At 72.8% G+C, this 16916-nt stretch carries 16 protein-coding genes; 12 read left to right on the forward strand and 4 right to left on the reverse strand.

Translation table 11 applies throughout. From position 1 onward, the window contains the following. Positions 1-90 precede the first annotated feature (90 nt). The 8 genes from RCR19_RS24775 (at position 91) to RCR19_RS24810 (ending at position 8843) form a co-directional block, all read left to right on the forward strand. Positions 91-1212 carry a nitronate monooxygenase gene (locus RCR19_RS24775; protein WP_331267117.1) on the forward strand — a complete coding sequence of 374 codons (1122 nt, stop codon included), beginning with the start codon at positions 91-93 and terminating at the stop codon, positions 1210-1212. Further along, positions 1209-1949 carry a 16S rRNA (uracil(1498)-N(3))-methyltransferase gene (locus tag RCR19_RS24780; RefSeq protein ID WP_220294137.1) on the forward strand — a complete coding sequence of 247 codons (741 nt, stop codon included), beginning with the start codon at positions 1209-1211 and terminating at the stop codon, positions 1947-1949. Before RCR19_RS24775 ends, RCR19_RS24780 begins: the two co-directional genes overlap by 4 nt. A gap of 16 nt (positions 1950-1965) precedes the next feature. After that, positions 1966-2358 carry a VOC family protein gene (locus tag RCR19_RS24785; RefSeq protein ID WP_115975297.1) on the forward strand — a complete coding sequence of 131 codons (393 nt, stop codon included), beginning with the start codon at positions 1966-1968 and terminating at the stop codon, positions 2356-2358. A 107-nt stretch (positions 2359-2465) separates the two neighbouring features. After that, the gene (locus RCR19_RS24790; RefSeq protein WP_331267118.1) at positions 2466-3026 is read left to right on the forward strand and encodes a hypothetical protein; all 561 of its coding nucleotides are present in this window, start codon (positions 2466-2468) and stop codon (positions 3024-3026) included. Positions 3027-3095: 69 nt separating this feature from the next. After that, positions 3096-6335 (forward strand): S41 family peptidase, encoded by a 3240-nt coding sequence (locus RCR19_RS24795; protein ID WP_331267119.1) that lies wholly within the window; start codon positions 3096-3098, stop codon positions 6333-6335. Between the two features lie 223 nt (positions 6336-6558). After that, a complete protein-coding gene (locus RCR19_RS24800; RefSeq protein ID WP_220294139.1) occupies positions 6559-6912 on the forward strand; it encodes a histidine triad nucleotide-binding protein in 354 nt (117 codons plus the stop codon). A gap of 6 nt (positions 6913-6918) precedes the next feature. Beyond that, on the forward strand, positions 6919-7824 hold the full coding sequence (locus tag RCR19_RS24805; protein WP_331267120.1) for a ribonuclease Z: 906 nt from the start codon (positions 6919-6921) through the stop codon (positions 7822-7824). Between the two features lie 20 nt (positions 7825-7844). Beyond that, positions 7845-8843: an adenosine deaminase gene (locus RCR19_RS24810; RefSeq protein WP_331267121.1), complete on the forward strand. Its 999-nt coding sequence runs from the start codon at positions 7845-7847 to the stop codon at positions 8841-8843. Here the strand turns inward: RCR19_RS24810 and RCR19_RS24815 are convergent. Beyond that, positions 8840-10183 carry an MFS transporter gene (locus RCR19_RS24815; protein ID WP_331267122.1) on the reverse strand — a complete coding sequence of 448 codons (1344 nt, stop codon included), beginning with the start codon at positions 10181-10183 and terminating at the stop codon, positions 8840-8842. The genes RCR19_RS24810 and RCR19_RS24815 overlap by 4 nt on opposite strands. Before the next feature lie 213 nt (positions 10184-10396). Then, the gene (locus tag RCR19_RS24820; RefSeq protein WP_331267123.1) at positions 10397-11179 is read right to left on the reverse strand and encodes an IclR family transcriptional regulator; all 783 of its coding nucleotides are present in this window, start codon (positions 11177-11179) and stop codon (positions 10397-10399) included. A 117-nt stretch (positions 11180-11296) separates the two neighbouring features. Between RCR19_RS24820 and RCR19_RS24825 the strand changes: the two genes are divergently transcribed. The 3 genes from RCR19_RS24825 to RCR19_RS24835 all read left to right on the forward strand — a co-directional run bounded on the left by RCR19_RS24825 (position 11297) and on the right by RCR19_RS24835 (position 14790). Beyond that, positions 11297-12259, forward strand: coding sequence for a 5-dehydro-4-deoxyglucarate dehydratase (locus tag RCR19_RS24825; RefSeq protein ID WP_331267124.1), 963 nt, complete (start codon positions 11297-11299; stop codon positions 12257-12259). Continuing rightward, the gene (locus tag RCR19_RS24830) at positions 12256-13563 is read left to right on the forward strand and encodes a glucarate dehydratase family protein (protein WP_331267125.1); all 1308 of its coding nucleotides are present in this window, start codon (positions 12256-12258) and stop codon (positions 13561-13563) included. Before RCR19_RS24825 ends, RCR19_RS24830 begins: the two co-directional genes overlap by 4 nt. 126 nt (positions 13564-13689) lie before the next feature. Further along, the gene (locus RCR19_RS24835) at positions 13690-14790 is read left to right on the forward strand and encodes a PfkB family carbohydrate kinase (RefSeq protein WP_331269546.1); all 1101 of its coding nucleotides are present in this window, start codon (positions 13690-13692) and stop codon (positions 14788-14790) included. A gap of 33 nt (positions 14791-14823) precedes the next feature. Here the strand turns inward: RCR19_RS24835 and era are convergent, their stop codons facing one another. Then, positions 14824-15774 (reverse strand): GTPase Era, encoded by a 951-nt coding sequence (gene era / locus RCR19_RS24840; RefSeq protein ID WP_331267126.1) that lies wholly within the window; start codon positions 15772-15774, stop codon positions 14824-14826. A 247-nt stretch (positions 15775-16021) separates the two neighbouring features. Between era and RCR19_RS24845 the strand changes: the two genes are divergently transcribed. After that, the gene (locus tag RCR19_RS24845; protein ID WP_331267127.1) at positions 16022-16360 is read left to right on the forward strand and encodes a P-II family nitrogen regulator; all 339 of its coding nucleotides are present in this window, start codon (positions 16022-16024) and stop codon (positions 16358-16360) included. A 165-nt stretch (positions 16361-16525) separates the two neighbouring features. Here the strand turns inward: RCR19_RS24845 and RCR19_RS24850 are convergent, their stop codons facing one another. Further along, positions 16526-16879: a cytidine deaminase gene (locus tag RCR19_RS24850; protein ID WP_331267128.1), complete on the reverse strand. Its 354-nt coding sequence runs from the start codon at positions 16877-16879 to the stop codon at positions 16526-16528. Between the last annotated feature and the right edge of the window lie 37 nt (positions 16880-16916).

A 16916-nucleotide genomic window follows, 5' to 3' on the forward strand; every position in this document is an offset into this window, starting at 1 on the left:
CCATCGCCCTGATGCGTTGTTCCTTCCCCTGGCATATGCCAGGGGAAGGCCGGATTCGGACTTGTTCGGAGGACGTGACAACATGCCGTCATGTCCTCCGCGCTGACCGATCTCCTCCGTCATCCGATCGTGCAGGCCCCCATGGCGGGCGGCGTCTCCGTACCGCAGCTCGCCGCCGCCGTGACCGATGCCGGCGGCCTGGGATTCCTCGCTGCCGGGTACAAGACGGCCGACGGCATGTACCAGGAGATCAAGCAGCTCCGAGGGCTGACGAACGGACCCTTCGGCGTGAACGTGTTCATGCCGCAGCCCGAATACCCCGGTGCAGGCACGGGCTCCACCGGAGCGGCGGGCGCCGCGCTGCCTTCCGCCGCGGCCGTGGAGGTCTACGCCAACCAGCTCGCCGGTGAGGCCGCCTGGTACGAGACCGAACTCGGCGACCCCGACAGCGGCCGTGACGACGGCTACGACGTCAAGCTCGCCGTTCTCCTCGACAACCCGGTGCCCGCCGTCTCGTTCCACTTCGGGGTCCCCACTGCCGAGGTCCTGGAGTCCCTGCGTCGCGTGGGCACGTTCACCCTTGTCACCGCGACCACCCCGGACGAGGCACGCGCCGTGCAGGAGGCGGGCGCGGACGCGGTGATCGTGCAGGGCGTCGAGGCCGGCGGACACCAGGGCACCCACCGGGACATCCAGGAGAACGACGGATCCGGCATCGGCCTGCTGGCCCTTGTGTCGCAGGTGCGCGAGACCGTGGGCATCCCGATCGTGGCGGCCGGCGGCATCATGCGCGGCGGCCAGATCGCCGCGGTGCTCGCGGCGGGCGCGAGCGCCGCGCAGTTGGGCACGGCCTTCCTCGCGACCCCCGAGTCCGGCGCCCACCCCCTGCACAAGCAGGCGCTGACCGACCCCCTGTTCGTGCGGACGGAGCTGACGCGCGCCTTCAGCGGGCGCCCGGCCCGCGGTCTGGTCAACCGCTTCATGCGGGAGCACGGCCCCTATGCGCCGGCCGCGTACCCGGAGATCAACCACCTCACCGCTCCGCTGCGCAAGGCGGCCGCCACGGCGGGCGACGCACAGGGCATGGGGTTGTGGGCCGGGCAGGGACACCGCCAGGCCCGTGAGCTGCCCGCCGGGCAGCTGGTGGAGGTGCTGGCGGCCGAACTGGAGGCGGCGGCGACAGCGTTGTCGAGAGGCGGTGCCGGGCGATGACGGCTCCCGTCTTCGTCGTGGACCGACTCGACGGAATCGGCCCGGAGTTCGTGCTCGACGGACCGGAGGGCCGGCACGCGGTGTCGGTGAAACGGCTGCGGCCCGGTGAGGACGTGGTCCTCACCGACGGACACGGCCGGTGGACCGAGGGCGTGGTGAAGACCGCCGAGGGCAAGGACCGGCTGGTGGTCATGGACCTCGAGTCCCTCCACGAGGAGCCCCCGCCCGCGGTGCGCATCACCGTCGTCCAGGCGCTGCCCAAGGGCGACCGCGGCGAGTTGGCCGTGGAGACGATGACCGAGGTCGGCGTGGACGCGATCGTCCCCTGGGCGGCCTCCCGGTGCATCACGCAGTGGAAGGGCGACCGCGGGCTCAAGGCGCTCGGCAAATGGCGGGCCACCGCCCGCGAGGCGGGCAAGCAGTCCCGCCGGGTGCGCTTCCCGGAGGTCGCGGACGCGGCAACGACCAAGCAGGTGGCGGAACTTCTGGCCGAGGCCGATCTCGCCGCGGTCCTGCACGAGAGCGGCGACGAGCCCCTGGCCACGGTGGACCTGCCCGCGGAGGGCCGGATCGTGCTGGTCGTCGGGCCTGAAGGAGGCGTGTCGCCCGAGGAGTTGGCGCTCTTCGGGGACGCGGGTGCGAGGGCGTTCCGGCTGGGGCGTACCGTCCTGCGTACATCGACAGCCGGAACCGCGGCGGCCGCTCTGCTGCTCGGCCGTACGGGCCGCTGGTCCTGACCCACGGGGGCGCTCCATGGAACTCGCACAGATACGACTGCTGGTCTCGGACTTCGCGGAGTGCTACCGGTTCTACGCGGAGGTCCTCGGGCTCAAACCCCAGTCGGGAGCGGTGGACGGACCGTACGAGAAGTTCAGCCCCGCCACCGGTTCGGCGGGCATCGCGCTGCAGGACCGGTCGATGATGGCCGGGGTCCTCGGCGAACTGTCCGACGAGGCCACAGGCCATCGTTCGCTCGTGGTGCTGCGGGTGGACGATCTGGACGCGTACTGCGAGCAGATCACGTCCAGGGGCGCGACCCTCCTGCACGGTCCGGCCCCCATGACCGACCGCATGCGTGTCGCCCATCTCAAGGACCCGGAGGGCAATCTGGTGGAGCTCCAGGAGTGGCTCCTGCTGCTCCCCTGACGTCCTCCGGCGCGCGGCGGCGGCACATCCCGTAGGAGTGAACGGGGGCGTGCACATGGCCGTATGCGCCCTGTCCCCCTGGGCCGTGGAGTGGCAGGCTGCCCTCCATGGGGGTGTTGAGACGGATTCGGCGGCGACCGGGAGGCGGGCGGCGGCTCGCGGCCGCGACCGGGGCCGTGCTGGTCACCGCGGGCGGAGCCGTCGCGTGCCAACCCGGTGATCTGAGTTCCGCGTCGGTGGCCTACACGACCGACCAGACCGCGACCAGGCAACTGGAACGGCAGCATGTGAAGGTGCGTTGGCTGAGCTGCGTGGGCGACTACGGCAGCAGGTCCGCCGCCGCCCACCGGACGCCCGCGCCGTCCGCGAGCACCGTCGTCACCGTGGACTGCCAGGGCCAGACCGACGACAAGAGGGACATCACCGTCACGGGCAGGGTCACCCGTGCCGTCGACGGCAAGTGCGTACGCGGGAACCTCACGGCCACCGTGGGCGGCAGACGCTGGTTCCACGTCAGCGGCCTCGGCGACTGCAACGCCGCCGCCACCCCGATCCCGCCCGTCACGTTCCGCCCGACCGCTCCCGGGCAGCCCGGGCCCACCGTCACCGTCACGAGGACGATCTGGTGCCAGGGAGATCCGACCTGCTGGCCGGTGCGGGGCAAGTGACGTCCCCCGGGGCGGTTTCATCCGGGAAAACCCCTGTCAGGGAACGAGATCGCTGCTTAGGGTGATCCGGTGACTCAGTCCGCATCGCCCGCGTACCTCCGGTTCCCGCATCTGCACGGCGAGTTGGTCGCCTTCACCGCCGAGGACGACGTCTGGGTCGCCCCGCTCGACGGCGGCCGAGCCTGGCGGGTCAGCGCCGACAACGTTCCCGTGAACCACCCCCGCATCTCCCCGGACGGCACGGTCGTCGCCTGGACCTCCACCCGCGACGGCGCTCCCGAAGTCCACGTCGCCCCGATCGACGGCGGCCCCTCGAAACGCCTGACGCACTGGGGAAGCGCGAAGACCCAGGTGCGCGGCTGGACCCCCGAGGGCCAGGTGCTCGCGCTCAGCACGGCCGGTCAGGCGTCGCTGCGCCGCACCTGGGCGCGCGCCGTGCCGCTCGACGGCGGACCGGCCACCACCCTGGCGTACGGGCCCGTCGGCGAGGTCGCGTACGGGCCCGCCACGGTCCTGCTGTCCGCGCCGATGGGACGCGAGGCCGCGTACTGGAAGCGTTACCGGGGCGGCACCGCCGGCAAGTTGTGGATCGACCGTGAGGGCGACGGCGAGTTCGTGCGGCTGCACGAGGATCTCGACGGGAACATCGAGTACCCGCTCTGGGTGGGAACGGGCGACCGGGCGAGGATCGCCTTCCTCTCCGACCACGAGGGCGTCGGGGCCGTGTACTCCTCGGCGGCCGACGGGTCCGACCTGCGCCGCCACACACCGCTCGCTGGAGCGCACGAGGGCGGGGAGGGCTTCTACGCCCGGCACGCCGCCACCGACGGCACCCGGGTGGTGTACGCCTCCGCCGGTGAGCTGTGGCTCCTCGACGACCTGGACGGCGCCGAACCCCGGCGGCTGGACATCCGGCTCGGCGGGCAGCGCGCGGACCTCCAGCCGTACCCCCTGCACGCGGGCCGCTGGTTCGGGACCGCCTCGCCCGACCACACCGGACGCGGCAGCGCGATCTCCGTGCGCGGCGCCGTGCACTGGATCACCCACCGTTCGGGGCCGTCCCGCGCGCTCGCCGCGGCCCACGGCGTACGAGCCCGGCTGCCGCACACCTTCCGCGCCGACGGCGAGGAGTGGGTGGTGTGGGTGACGGACGCGGAGGGCGAGGACGCGCTGGAGTTCGCGCCCGCCACCGGCTTTCTGCCCGCAGCCACCCCCCGCCGGCTGGCGGCCGGGCAGTTGGGGCGGGTGCTCGGGCTCGCGGTGGCACCCGACGGCGGCCGTGTCGCGGTCGCCACGCACGACGGACGGGTGCTGCTCGTCGAGCGGGACAGCGGTGAGGTGCGCGAGGTCGACCGCAGTGACGACGGAGACGCCGACGGGCTGGTCTTCTCACCGGACTCGGCATGGCTGGCCTGGTCGCACCCCGGCCCGCGGCCGCTGCGCCAGCTCAAGCTCGCCAACACGGCCGACCTGTCGGTGACCGAGGCGACCCCGCTCCGCTTCCGCGACTACGCACCGGCGTTCACGCTGGACGGCAAGCACCTGGCGTTCCTGTCGGCGCGCTCCTTCGATCCCGTCTACGACGAGCACGTCTTCGACCTGGCCTTCGTCGGCGGTTCACGGCCGCACCTGATCACCCTCGCCGCGACCACGCCGTCCCCCTTCGGGCCGCAGCGGCACGGCCGCCCCTTCGAGGCGCCCGAGAAGGACGAGACGCCCGACAGCGAGGGCGCCCCCGCCACCCGGATCGACCTGGACGGGCTCGGCGACCGGATCGTGCCCTTCCCGGTCGAGGCCGCGCGCTACTCCGGGCTGCGGGCCGCCAAGGACGGCGTGCTGTGGCTGCGGCATCCCGTGCGCGGTGTGCTGGGCGCCTCCCGCGCCACACCCGACGACCCCGATCCCAAGTCCGAGCTGGAGCGCTACGACCTGGTCCAGCAGCGTATCGAGCATCTCGCCGCGGACGCCGACCACTTCGCGGTCAGCGGTGACGGCAAGCGGGTGCTGCTGTGGACCGACGGCAAGCTCAAGGTCGTGCCGAGCGACCGCCGCGCCCCGAACGACGACGACAGCGACGCGAACATCACGGTCGACCTGTCGCGGGTGCGGCAGACCGTCGACCCCGCCGCGGAGTGGCGGCAGATGTACGACGAGACGGGCCGTCTCATGCGGGACAACTTCTGGCGGCCGGACCTCGGCGGAATCGACTGGGACGGGGTCCTCGACCGCTACCGGCCGGTGCTCGGGCGGGTGGCCACGCACGACGACCTGGTGGACCTCCTGTGGGAGGTGCACGGCGAACTGGGCACCTCCCACGCGTACGTGACGCCGCCCGGCCACGGTGCCGACACGGACCGGCGCCAGGGGCTGCTCGGCGCGGACATCTCCCGCCACACCGACGGCCAGTGGCACGTCGACCGCGTGCTGCCCTCGGAGACCTCCGACCCGGACGCACGGTCGCCGCTCGCCGCACCCGGTGTGGCCGTGCGCACCGGGGACGCGATCGTCGCGGTGGGCGGGCGGCCGGTGGACCCGGTGACGGGACCGGGGCCGCTGCTGGTCGGTACGGCCGGCCGGCCGGTGGAGCTGACGATCTCACCGGCGGGCGGCGGGGATCTGCGGCACACCGTCGTCGTCCCGATCGCCGACGAGGAGCCGCTCAGGTACCACGCCTGGGTGGCGGACCGGCGGGCGTATGTGCACGAGACCTCGGGCGGCCGGCTCGGGTATCTGCACGTGCCGGACATGGTGGGATCCGGCTGGGCGCAGCTCCACCGGGACCTGCGGATCGAGGTCGACCGGGAGGGGCTGGTCGTGGACGTCCGGGAGAACCGGGGCGGGCACACCTCCCAGCTGGTGGTGGAGAAGCTGGCGCGCCGGATCGTGGGCTGGGACCTCCCGCGAGGGCTGCGGGCCTACAGCTACCCCGAGAACGCCCCGCGCGGACCCGTCGTCGCCGTCGCCAACGAGTTCTCCGGATCGGACGGGGACATCGTGAACGCGGCGGTCAAGGCGCTCGGGATCGGGCCGGTGGTCGGGACACGGACCTGGGGCGGGGTCATCGGGATCGACAGCAGGTACCGCCTTGTGGACGGGACCCTCGTGACGCAGCCGAAGTACGCGTTCTGGCTGGAGGGTTACGGCTGGGGCGTGGAGAACCACGGGGTCGATCCGGACGTCGAGGTGGTGCAGGCGCCGCAGGACCACGCCGCAGGGCGCGATGTGCAACTGGACGAGGCCGTGCGCATGGCGCTGGCCGCGCTCGAGGAGCACCCGGCGAAGACGCCCCCGGAGCTTCCCCGGCTGTGAGCCTGCGCCCCGCCCCGGTGGCCCGGTACGCCGTCTCGCGTGGTTCCGACCGCCGTGGGCGGGCCGCCGCCGCCCCGGGCCGTCCGCCGCCGTGGAGCCCCGGTCGGGCGACCGGCCCGGGGCGGCCCGCGCCTCTCCGCGCGCAGTGCAGGGTTGGCCGTGGGCGGCGGCCGGGCGGATACCATGCCGTCGTCGTGATCAGTCGGTGTGAGGAGGCACGCACATGGCGGGAGAGCCGCAGGACGACTGCCTGTTCTGCAAGATCGTCGCGGGACAGATCCCGGCGACGATCGTCCGGGAGACGGAGACCACCGTCGCCTTCCAGGACATCAACCCCCAGGCGCCGACGCATGTCCTGGTCATCCCCCGGGTCCACTACCGTGACGTCGCCACCCTCGCCGCCGCCGAACCGGCCGTGGCCGCCGACCTGCTCCGCGAGACCGGCGAGGTCGCCGCGCAGGAGAAGCTCGAGAGCCACCGCGTCGTCTTCAACACCGGCAGCGGTGCCGGGCAGACCGTCTGGCACGCGCACGCCCACGTTCTCGGCGGCCGCGGCCTGCAGTGGCCCCCCGGTTAGGACGCCGTGTCCGTACGCGAACTGGTCGTCCTCGGTACCGCCAGCCAGGTCCCGACCCGGCACCGCAACCACAACGGCTATCTGCTGCGGTGGGACGGTGACGGCATCCTCTTCGACCCCGGCGAGGGCACCCAGCGGCAGATGCTGCGCGCAGGCGCCGCCGCCCATGACCTGAACCGGATCTGCGTCACGCACTTCCACGGGGACCACTCGCTCGGGCTGGCCGGGGTCATCCAGCGGATCAATCTGGACAAGGTGCCGCACAGGATCACCGCGCACTACCCGAAGTCGGGGCAGCACTTCTTCGAGCGGCTGCGGTATGCGACGGCCTATCGGGAGACCGTCGGGATCACCGAGGCGCCGGTCGCGGAGGACGGCCTGATCGCGACGACGGCCGCGTACACCCTCGAGGCCCGGCGTCTGTCCCACCCCGTCGATTCCTTCGGCTACCGGCTGGTCGAGCCCGACGGGCGGCGCATGCTGCCCGAGCGGCTCGCCGCGCACGGCATCAAGGGCCCGGACGTGGGCCGCATCCAGCGTGAGGGCTCCCTGGACGGAGTCACGCTCGAGGCCGTGAGCGAGGTGCGGCGCGGGCAGCGCTTCGGGTTCGTCATGGACACCCGGCTGTGCGACGGCGTGTACGCCCTCGCGGAGGGCTGCGACATGCTGGTCATCGAGTCGACCTTCCTCGACGCGGACGAGCAACTGGCCGTCGAGTACGGGCACCTGACGGCAGGCCAGGCGGCGCGGGTGGCGCAGGGGGCCGGTGTGCGGCACCTGGTCCTCACCCACTTCAGCCAGCGCTACGCGGAGCCGGAGGAGTTCGAGCGGCAGGCGCGCGACGCCGGGTTCGAGGGCGAGCTGACCGTGGCCCGCGACCTGCTGAGAGTGCCTGTCCCGAAACGGGTGTGACCAGGCCGTACGATGCTTTGATGCCCCTCCCCAAAGCTGAACTGCACCTTCATGTCGAAGGGACCCTCGAGCCCGAGCTGGCCTTCGCGCTGGCCGCACGCAACGGCGTCGAACTGCCGTACGCGGACACGGAAGAGCTGCGCAAGGCGTACGCCTTCGACGACCTCCAGTCCTTTCTGAACCTCTACTACGAGCTCATGGCCGTGTTGCGGACCGAGCAGGACTTCGAGGACCTGGCCGACGCCTACCTCGAGCGGGCCGCGGCACAGGGGGTGCGGCACGCCGAGATCTTCTTCGATCCACAGGCCCATCTCGCCCGGGGGGTCGCCATGGGCACGGTCGTCGAGGGGCTGTGGCGGGCGCTCGGACGCAGCGAGGAGAAGCACGGCGTCTCCACCCGGCTGATCATGTGCTTCCTGCGTGACGAGTCCGCCGACTCGGCGCTGGAGACGCTCGAGGCCGCGAAACCGTACCTGGACCGGATCGTCGGGGTCGGGCTGGACTCCGCCGAGGTCGGCCATCCGCCGGCCGAGTTCCGCGCGGTGTACGAGGCCGCCGCCGCTCTGGGACTGCGCCGCGTCGCGCACGCCGGCGAGGAGGGGCCGCCGGAGTACATCACCGAGGCCCTTGACGTGCTCGGCGTCGAGCGCGTCGACCACGGGTTGCGCTGCATGGAGGACCCGGCCCTCGTCGAACGGCTGGTGCGCGAGCGGGTGCCGCTGACGCTGTGCCCGCTGTCCAACGTCCGGCTGCGCGCCGTGGACACCCTGGCGGACCACCCGCTGGCCGCGATGCTCGACGCCGGACTGCTGTGCACCGTCAACTCCGACGATCCCGCCTACTTCGGCGGGTACGCGGGGGACAACTTCCACGCCGTGCGCGACGCCCTCGGCCTGAGCGAGGAGCACATGCGCCGGTTGGCCCGCAACTCCTTTGCCGCCTCCTTCCTGGAGGACGACGAGGAGCGGCGGGCGCGCTACCTGTCCGAGGTGGACGCTTACGAATTCGGCGGACGCTAGAGGGTTCCGGGTCCCGGTGCGGCGGCGGTCTGCTGCGGCCCCGCCGTGTCGTACTCCTCTCGTGCCGTCCCCGCCGCCGCGTCGAGCGGGAACTCCACGACCGCCTGCTCCGGTGCGCCGACGGGGGGCACCGCGCCCGAGGGGGTGCCCGTGGTGACGGCCACCACGACGGCCGAGGTGCGACGACGGGCCGCGCCGGGCAGCAGCGGACGGCCTCCGGTGTGCAGGGCGACCGCGGTCAGCGGGAGGGTGATGGCCAGCAGGCCGACGGCGAGGAACGTCCCCATCGCCGGGAAGCCCGCCCGAGCGGACAGCAGGCTGCCGGCCAGCGGGCCGACCGCCGTGCCGAGCGAGGAGGCCGAGCCCACGAGGACCGCCCAGCGGCCGCGCCGGTCGAGGGAGGCGGCGAGGCCGATCAGATACGACAGCACGATCGGGTAGAGCGTGTTCCAGGCGATCTCGCCGGTCGCGAAGGTGCCGAAGCCCGTGGCGGAGGCGCTGAGTGCGATACAGCCGGCGATGAGCGCGGTGCCCAGACCGATGGGGAGGGCGCGGCCGAGACGGGGGCCGAGTGCTCCCGCGCCGATCACGCCGAGCAGTCCGGCCCCGAGCGCGATCGCGAAGACGGCGCCGACGGTGACCTCCGTCAGATGCGCCTGGGTGAGGCCGATGCGGCCGCTGACGCCCCACAGCGAGTTCTGGGCGAGGGACCAGCACAGAATGCCGGCGGCGAGGACGATGCCGGAGCGGGTGTGGGGCAGACGGCCGCTGTCCCCGGTCCCGGGGTGAGTCGTGACGATCCGCGCCGGGGTGGACAGGCGGCCGGTCGCGGGCCACACCAGCAGCGCGGTGAGCGCGAGGGCGGCGAGCGGGAGTCCGTGGCCCGGGCCGAGCCGGGGAACCGTCAGGTAGATCACGCCGGCGAGGGCGGAGACGCCGAGCAGGCCGAGCGTGGAGGTGCGGTGCGGGTCGCGCTGGGCGGCGATGCCGGTCGCGGCGACGGTGGTCGCCGTACCGGAGCCGAACCCGCCGGCCACCGCTCCCGCGACGACCACGGGGATGCTGTGGCTGACTGCGGCCGTGCCGTATCCCGCGGCGGCGAGCAGGAGCCCGGCACGGGCGAGCCTGCGGGGGCCGATCCGGTGGACATGCGCGGCGAGCAGGAAGCCCGCGCAGGCCGAACCCAGCAGCAGGGCGCTGCCGATGGAGCCGGCTTCGGTGGAGGAGAGCGGAAGGCCCGAGTCCAGCCTGCCGACGGTGGTGGGCAGGAGGTACGCGGCCAGATACCCGGCAGTGAAAAGGGCGACGAGGGGCCAGGGCGGGGCGGGGCGGGAGGACACGGGCGTTCCAGGGCATACGAAAGGAGCGGCGGAAAAGCGGGGGATTGGGGCGCCGACCGTCGAACGACAGGATCGCGCGGGCAATTTGTATCAAGCACGCGGTTCAAGAAAAAAGCGCGGGGTGTGTGATCTGAGTCACTAGGGGGTTTGGTGCTGGTCGGGCCGGGTAGAAGCGCGGCCTTTTGAGAAGCGGAGACCCGGGATCGCGCTGGGTCAGCGCCAGCGCGGCGCCCCGGCTCCGCCCCGTGCGGTCTCCTCGATCCGGGTCCGGATCTCCCCCATCACCGCGACGATGTGCTCCTCGTGACCGGGTGTCAGCCGGGCCACGGGCACCGAGCAGCTGATCGCGTCCTGGGCCGGCAGGTCGTAGTGGAGGGCGAAACCGAAACCGACGATGCCGGCGACGCTCTCCTCGCGGTCGATCGAGTACCCGCGCTCACGGGTCACGGCCAGATCCGCCAGCAGGGAGGCGTGGGATGTGTGGGTGTGCGGGGTGAGGGCCGCGTACGGGCCCTCCGGCAGCCATGTGCCGGGCCGCTCCGCCAGCAGGGCCTTGCCGAGCGCGCCCGCGTGCGCGGGCAGCCGCCGGCCGACGCGGCTGATCGTGCGCAGATATTCGTGCGATTCGCGCGTCGCGAGATAGGTGACGTCGGTGCCGTCGAGGCGGCCCATGTGGATCGTCTCGCCGAGGGCCTCGGACGCCTCGTCGAGGTACGGGCGCACGGCGCGCACCCGGGGGTCGGAGTCCAGATAGCTCGTGCCCGTCAGCAGGGCGTGGATGCCGATGCCGTAGAGCGAGCCGGTGACGTCCGTGCGGACCCAGCCCCGCGAGACGAGGGTCTGCAGCAGGGCGTACATCGAGCTGCGCGGCACCCCGAGCTGGTCCGCGAGCTCCTGCAGGCGTGCCGGACGGTCGCCCCGCGCGGCGAGTACCTCGAGCAGCTCGACCGTGCGCGCGGCCGACTTCACCTCGCGGACGCCCCCGGTGTCTGACATGCGCCGATCGTAATCCGGGCGGGGCGGTGCACGGCCCGGTCCGGATCCCGCCGTTGACGGGGCCTGTCCATGTATCTAATCTGCATTTGTATATATGGATAGCGTCTACATGAGGAGATGAATGCGGTGAGCGGCGCCAGGGACGCGGACCCGGAGGCGGTGGCACGGAGGCTGCGGAACGGCATGGCACAGGGGGTCCTGTCGTTCCCGCTCACAAGCTTCCACAAGGACGGCTCGCTCGATCTCGACGGCTTCCGGACCCACGTCGCGGGGCAGCTCGCCGCCGCGCCCGGCGCCGTCTTCCCGGCTTGCGGCACCGGCGAGTTCTTCTCCCTGGACGAGGAGGAGTACGGACAGGTCGTCGCCGCGGCCGTGGAGGCGGCCGGCGGCCGGGTACCCGTCGTCGCCGGTGTGGGATACGGCTGGGCGCAGGCGGTCCGGTTCGCGCGGATCGCCGAGGACGCCGGCGCGGACGCGCTGCTCGTCCTGCCGCACTACCTCGTGGCCGCCCCGCAGGACGGGCTCGTCGCGCAGCTGGAGCAGATCGCCGCCCGCACCCCGCTCCCGCTCATCGCCTACCAGCGCGGCCAGGTCGCCTTCGGCACCGAGGCGTTCCGGCGCATCACCCGCATCCCCGGCGTCATCGGGCTCAAGGACGGCCACAGCGACCTCGACCGGCTGCAGCGCCTCACCCTCGCCGCGCCCGAGAGCTTCCTGTTCTTCAACGGGGCCGCCACCGCCGAACTCCAGGCGCGTGCGTACACCGCGGTCGGCGTACCGGCCTACTCCTCCGCCGTCCACGCCTTCGCACCCGAGATCGCGACGACCTTCTTCGCCGCCCTGCGCGACGGCGACGACACCCTGGTGAAGACGCTGCTGCGCGAGTTCTACGTCCCGCTCGTCGCCGTCCGCGACCGGGTGCCCGGGTACGCCGTCTCTCTGGTCAAGGCGGCTGCCCGGCTGCGTGGCGGTCGGGTGGGGCCCGTACGCGCCCCGCTCGTCGACCCCTCGCCCGCCGATCTGGCCGATCTGCAGACCCTGCTCGCCACCGGACTCGATCTCGTAGGAGCCGCCCTGTGACCGCCGCGACCTCCCGTGACCTGACCATCGCCGAGGTGCGCCTGACGCCGATCCTGGTCGCCGACCCGCCGCTGCTGAACACCCAGGGCGTCCATCAGCCCTACACGCCCCGGCTGATCGTGGAGGTGGTGACCGCCGACGGGACCACGGGGGTCGGCGAGACCTACGGGGACACCAAGTACCTAGAACCGGCCCGGCCCCTGGCGGACAAGCTGATCGGCCGTCCGGTGTCCGATCTCAACGGCCTGTTCGCGCTCGCCGACGACGTCGCCGTCCACGGCTCCCGGTCCGGCGGCCGGCTCGACGTCGGCGGGCTGCGTGGTGTCCAGACCGCCGACAAACTCCGCTTGTCCGTCGTGTCCGCCTTCGAGGTCGCCTGCCTCGACGCCCTCGGCAAAGCGCTCGGCCTGCCCGTGCACGCGCTGCTCGGCGGCAAGGTGCGGGACGAGGTCGAGTACAGCGCGTATCTCTTCTACAAGTGGGCCGGCCACCCGGAGGGAGTGGCGAGCGAGCAGGACGAGTGGGGTGCCGCCCTCGATCCGGCGGGAGTGGTCGAGCAGGCCCGCAGGTTCAAGGAGCGGTACGGCTTCACCTCCTTCAAGCTCAAGGGCGGCGTCTTCGCGCCGGCGGAGGAGATCGCGGCGATCCGGGCGCTGGCCGAGGCCTTTCCGGGCCACCCCCTGCGGCTGGATCCGAACGGCGCCTGGTCGGTGGAGACCGCGCTGGCGGTGGCCCGCGAACTGGGCGACGTCCTCGAGTACCTGGAGGACCCCGCCCTCGGCACCCCGGCCATGGCCGAGATCGCCGCCCGGACCCGGGTGCCGCTCGCCACCAACATGTGCGTGACCACGTTCGCCGAGATCCGGGAGGCGTTCACGAGCGGCGCCGTCCAGGTGGTCCTGTCCGACCACCACTACTGGGGCGGGCTGCGCAACACGCGTGAACTCGCCGCGATCTGCCGTGCGTTCGGCGTCGGGGTGTCCATGCACTCCAACACGCACCTCGGCATCTCCCTCGCCGCGATGACCCATGTCGCGGCCACGGTGCCGGACCTCCACCACGCCTGCGACACCCACTACCCGTGGCAGGCCGAGGACGTCGTCACGGAGCGTCCCGCCTTCCGGAACGGCGCTGTCGCCGTGTCCGACGCCCCGGGGCTCGGCGTCACCCTGGACCGCGACCGGCTGGCCGCCCTGCACGAGCGCTGGCTCGCGGACGACGGCGCCCTGCGCGACCGCGACGACGGCGCGGCGATGCGCCTCGCGCATCCCGGGTGGCGCGCGCCCGCGGTGCCCCGCTGGTGAGGTCCCGGCGGCGTCGCGCCGACGCCGCCGCCCGGCGAGCCCTTTGGTGCACACTGGCTGGATCCGCACCATGTCAGGGAGCCCACCGTGACCGCGACCGCCGGAGAGGGACCGCACCACCCCCACATCGGGGACGGGCCGCACCACCAACCCCACGTCGATCCGCTCGCCCCTCTTCGGGCGCCGGGCGATCCGTCCTGTGACGTCTACCTCACGGGGACGGTCTTCCTCGACATCATCTTCACCGGGCTCGCCTCCGCGCCGGTGCGCGGCACCGAGTCCTGGGCGCGCGGGATGGGGTCGAGCCCCGGGGGCGTGGCCAACATGGCGGCGGCGCTGGCCCGCCTCGGCCTGAGGACCTCCCTGGCCGCGGCCTTCGGCGACGACCACTACGGCGAGTACTGCTGGGACGAGCTGGAGCAGGGCGAGGGCATCGACCTGTCGATCTCCCGCCGGGTGTCCGGATGGCACTCCCCGGTCACCGTCTCCATGGCCTACGAGGGCGAGCGGACCATGGTGTCCCACGGTCACGAGCCACCGCCCGAGGAGCCCGCACCCGCCTGCCCGCCGCGCGCGCGGGCCGCCGTCGCCTCGCTGACCCCGGGCAGACGCGCCCCCTGGATCGCCGAGGCGGCCAAGCAGGGCACCCGCGTCTTCGCCGACGTCGGCTGGGACGACACCGGTGCCTGGGACCTGGCGGGTCTCGCCGACCTCGAACATTGCGAGGCGTTCCTGCCGAACGCTCAGGAGGCCATGCGGTACACCGGCACCGAATGCCCCCGCGCCGCCGCGCACGCGCTGACCGAACACGTGCCGCTGGCCGTCGTCACCCTCGGCGCGGACGGCGCGTACGCCGTGGACGGCCGTACCGGGGAGACCGCCGCCGTGCCCGCGATCGCGGTCGAGGCACTGGACCCCACAGGGGCGGGCGACGTCTTCGTGGCGGGTTTTGTGACCGGCACGCTGGCCGCCTGGCCGCTGGCCGACCGCCTCGCCTTCGCCGGTCTGACGGCGGCGCTCTCGGTGCAGGAGTTCGGCGGGTCGCTCTCGGCGCCCGGCTGGGCCGAGATCGCGGCGTGGTGGAGCAGGGTCCAGTCGTACGAGGACCAGGACCCGGCGGCGCTCAGCCGGTACGCGTTCCTGGAGCGGTTGGTGCCGGAGGGGTGCGTGGAGCCGTGGCCGCGGCGGCGGGCCGTGCCGACGATCGGATTCCGCGGGGCGACATGAGCGCGAGCCGCCCGCGCGACGTACGGGAAGCGCTCAGAAGCCCAGACGGCGCAGCTGCTTGGGGTCGCGCTGCCAGTCCTTGGCCACCTTCACATGGAGGTCGAGGAACACCGGGGTGCCGAGCAGCGCCTCGATGTGCTTGCGGGACTTGATGCCGACCTCCTTCAGGCGCTTGCCCTTCGGCCCGATGATGATCCCCTTCTGACTGGGCCGCTCGATGTAGACGTTCGCGTGGATGTCGAGGAGCGGCTTGTCCGCCGGGCGGTCCTCGCGCGGGAGCATCTCCTCCACCACCACCGCGATCGAGTGCGGCAGTTCGTCCCGCACACCCTCCAGTGCCGCCTCGCGGATCAGCTCCGCCACCATGACCTGCTCCGGCTCGTCCGTCAGATCGCCCTCGGGGTAGAGCGCGGGTCCCTCGGGCAGCAGCGGGATCAGCAGGTCAGCCAGCAGGTCCACCTGCTTGTTCGCGGTCGCCGACACCGGCACGATCTCCGCCCAGGTGAATCCCAGCTCCTCGGCCAGCCGGTCGATCGCGATGAGCTGTTCCGCCAGGGTCTTGGAGTCCACGAGATCCGTCTTGGTGACGATCGCGACCTTCGGGGTCTTCTTGATCCCCGCCAGCTCCTTGGCGATGAAGCGGTCACCGGGACCGATCTTCTGGTCGGCCGGCAGACAGAAGCCGATCACGTCCACCTCGGCCCATGTCGTGCGGACCACGTCGTTCAGCCGCTCGCCCAGCAGCGTCCGCGGTTTGTGCAGACCGGGGGTGTCCACCAGGATCAGCTGCGCCTCGGGGCGGTGCACGATGCCCCGCACCGTGTGCCGTGTCGTCTGCGGACGGTTCGAGGTGATCGCCACCTTCTGCCCGACCAGAGCGTTCGTGAGAGTGGACTTGCCCGCGTTGGGACGGCCCACGAAACAGGCGAAACCTGCCCGGTGGACGGCCTCGGTGGGCTCGGAGGACTGGGTGCGAACGCTCATGGCGCCCATTCTCCCTGATCCACGGAGCCCCTCCGCACGATCCGGCCCCGCCCCGGAGCCCGCGCCTTCCCGCGAAGCGCCGCCGCACCACTCAGCGTCACAGGGGCATGCCCGTATGCGACCGGGAGGGCGTGCGGAAACGCAGCTGCCGGGGCCTTACGGCGGGGGCCGGCACCGCCTACGATCACGGCGTCCCGGGCCAGGGCGCCCCGGTCGCCCACTCCGCCTCGCAGAAGGGCACCCCCGCATGAAGCTCATCACCGCCGTCGTCAAACCGTTCCGTCTCGACACGGTCAAGACGGCCCTGCAGGAACTGGGCGTGCAGGGACTGACCGTGGCCGAGGGGAGCGGCTACGGCCGCCAGGGCGGGCACACCGAGGTGTACCGCGGCGCGGAGTACCGGGTCGACCTCGTGCCCAAGGTCCGCATCGAGGTCGTCGTCGAGGACGCGGACGCCGACGCCGTCGTCGACGCGATCGTGAAGGCCGCCCGGACGGGGAAGATCGGGGACGGGAAGGTGTGGGCGGTGCCGGTGGACACGGTGGTGCGGGTCCGGACCGGTGAGCGGGGCCCCGACGCGCTCTGACCGCCGGACGGCCCGTCACGGTCCCCAGGGCTCCGGGGCTTACGGGATGCCGAAGGGACGCGGCCCGTGGCCTGATGAGCCGTCACGGGGCTACGCGGGCCGCACCGACGGGTGCGGCCCGACGAAAGGCCGACGCACGCGGGGCACCGGGCGGCGCCCCGGATCTCAGCCCGCCGTGACCGTGTGCCGCAGCACTCCGTCGGGCGACGCCACCAGCACCGGCGTCCCGGGCCCGCCGAGGTCCCGCACCGCCGCCCGGTCCTCCGCCGACGCGGACTCCGACATGGTCACGACCGCGGCGGCCTCCAGGGACTTCGCCCCCGACGCCACGGCCATGGCCACCGCCGTCTGCAGCGCACTGAGCTTCAGCGACTCCAGTTCGACGGTCCCGGCGGCATAGGTGCGGCCGGTCTCGTCCCGTACGGCGGCACCCTCGGGCACACCGTTGCGCGCCCGCACGGAACGGGCCAGGGTGACGATCTTGCGGTCCTCGGGGTCGAGCGCGGTGCTGTCGGTCATGCCCCGAGCATACGGAGAGGTCTCGCGGCCGCCGGGC

It is taken from the genome of Streptomyces sp. WAC07094, from assembly GCF_036320405.1.
Classification (GTDB): Bacteria; Actinomycetota; Actinomycetes; order Streptomycetales; family Streptomycetaceae; genus Streptomyces; species Streptomyces lannensis.